This is a genomic window from Sphingomonas sp. (assembly GCF_040398505.1).
In the GTDB taxonomy this organism is placed as follows: Bacteria; Pseudomonadota; Alphaproteobacteria; order Sphingomonadales; family Sphingomonadaceae; genus Sphingomonas.
The window spans coordinates 1-1,935 of sequence record NZ_JBBATX010000157.1 but is presented as its reverse complement, the minus strand read 5'-3'; the positions used below and the strand labels follow the sequence as shown (position 1 = coordinate 1,935).

2 protein-coding genes are annotated in these 1,935 nt (G+C 63.6%); both read left to right on the top strand.

What is annotated here, in order from left to right:
• Window positions 1-169 precede the first annotated feature (169 nt).
• Entirely contained in the window at window positions 170-907 is a 738-nt protein-coding gene (locus ABWP09_RS13610; protein ID WP_353205665.1) for a Bax inhibitor-1/YccA family protein, read from the top strand.
• Window positions 908-1,009: 102 nt separating this feature from the next.
• On the top strand, window positions 1,010-1,786 hold the full coding sequence (locus ABWP09_RS13605; protein ID WP_353205664.1) for a transglutaminase-like domain-containing protein: 777 nt from the start codon (window positions 1,010-1,012) through the stop codon (window positions 1,784-1,786).
• Window positions 1,787-1,935: the final 149 nt, after the last annotated feature.

The following is a 1,935-nucleotide window of genomic DNA, read 5'->3' as shown; positions in this document are numbered from 1 at the left end:
GTCGCGCGGATCTCGGGCGGTGGGCGCAACGCGGCGAACAGGCGGGGCATGGCCGCACGGGCAACCCTTTTCGCGCCAGCCTCGCGACCGGTTTTGCTTGAAAACCAGCGTGGAAAGACCGATATTCGGGATTAACCGGGACTGCGCCGGTGTTGAGGAGTTTTTCGCAATGGCTAACTGGTCTGATCCACGTCCGAATGCCTCGGTATTCCAGACGGCCGGAACGGTCGGTACCGACACGTACGACGCCGGGATGCGCCGGTATATGTTGTCGGTGTACAATTATATGGCGTCGGCGGTCTTGCTGACCGGCATCGTCGCGCTCGGTTTCTTTGCGAGCGGCGCGGCCGAACAAGTGTTCGGTGGCCCCGGCATCCTGAAATGGATCATCACCTTCGCGCCGCTGGTCTTCGTGTTCGGGATGAGTTTCGGGCAGAACCGGATGTCCAGCGCGACATTGCAGGGCATGTTCTGGGGCTTCGCGATCGTCATGGGCCTGTCGCTCTCGACGATCTTCATCCGCTATGACGGTCTGGCGATTGCCAAGGCGTTCTTTGCGACGGCAGCGGCGTTTGGCGGTCTCAGCCTGTATGGCTATACAACCAAGCGCGATCTGTCGGCCTTCGGGACCTTCCTGGTGATGGGCCTGGTCGGCTTGATCGTGGCGATGGTGCTGAATGCGTTTTTCCCATCGACGATCATGGGGCTGGTCATCAGCATCGTCGGCGTGCTGCTGTTCGCCGGGCTCACCGCCTATGACACGCAGCGCACCAAGAGCCTGTACGCGCAGGTCGCCGGAACGCAGGACGAGCACCGCACGGTGATCATGTCGGCGCTGACGCTGTATCTCGACTTCATCAACATGTTCTTGTTCATCCTGCGCCTGTTCGGCAGCAGCCGGAATTAGTCCGGGAACGATTAGGGGGCCGGATCGCTCCGGCTTCGGGGCCCGACGGGGAGACCTGTCGGGCCCCTTTTGTTTGCCCATCCCAGAGAGTTCGGAACCGCCATGCGCCTCTCGATCGACGTGATGCTCGACTATACGATCGATGGCGAAGCCGATGTGCTGTTGCTGATCGAAGCGGCCAAGGGTGCTGACCAGCGGCTCGAGCTGCAGGATTTGCGCGTCCATTCGCCGGAGCCAGTGCGCGCCGTGCCGGGCGAGGACGGGATCGGCCAGCGTTGCTGGGCGCGCGGCAAGGGGGCGTTCCGCGCCGAGTATAAAGCGGTGGTCGAGATCCTGCGCGACCCCATCGACTTTTCCGCGCTTGGCGACACGCCGATCCGGCACATGCCGCCCGAGACGATCCCGTATTTGTTGCCGAGCCGCTATTGCGAGTCCGATCGGCTTGAAGGCTTTGTCCAACAGGAATTCGACGGATTGGCAGCGGGGCCGCTCGCCACCGCGCTGACCGCGTGGGTGGCGGAGCATCTCACCTACGCGTCGGGCGCATCGAGCGGCACCACCACCGCGCTGATGACCTTTGCCGAACGGCGCGGGGTGTGCCGCGATTATGCGCATTTGCTGGTGGCGCTCGCGCGCGCCGGGGGGATTCCGGCGCGGTGCGTTTCGACCTATGCGCCCGGCGTCGATCCGCCCGATTTCCATGCGGTCGCCGAATTGTGGATCGGCGGCGGCTGGCATTTGGCCGATGCGACGCACATGGCGTCGTGCGGCAATCTGGTGCGCGTCGCGGTCGGGCGCGATGCGACCGACATCGCCTTCATGACGGTGTTCGGCAGCGCGACGCTCAACCAGCAGACGGTGTCGGTCACGCGGCTCTGAGGGAACACCCCTCGCCCTCGGTCGTTCTGCATCCGTCACGGACAGGAGAGCGACAATGACCGAGAATCTTAAAATGATTGACGAAAAGGCGCTGAGCAGCCTCTCGGTCGCACCGGGCAACCCGGACGAAGAGACGCCGATCTACGATC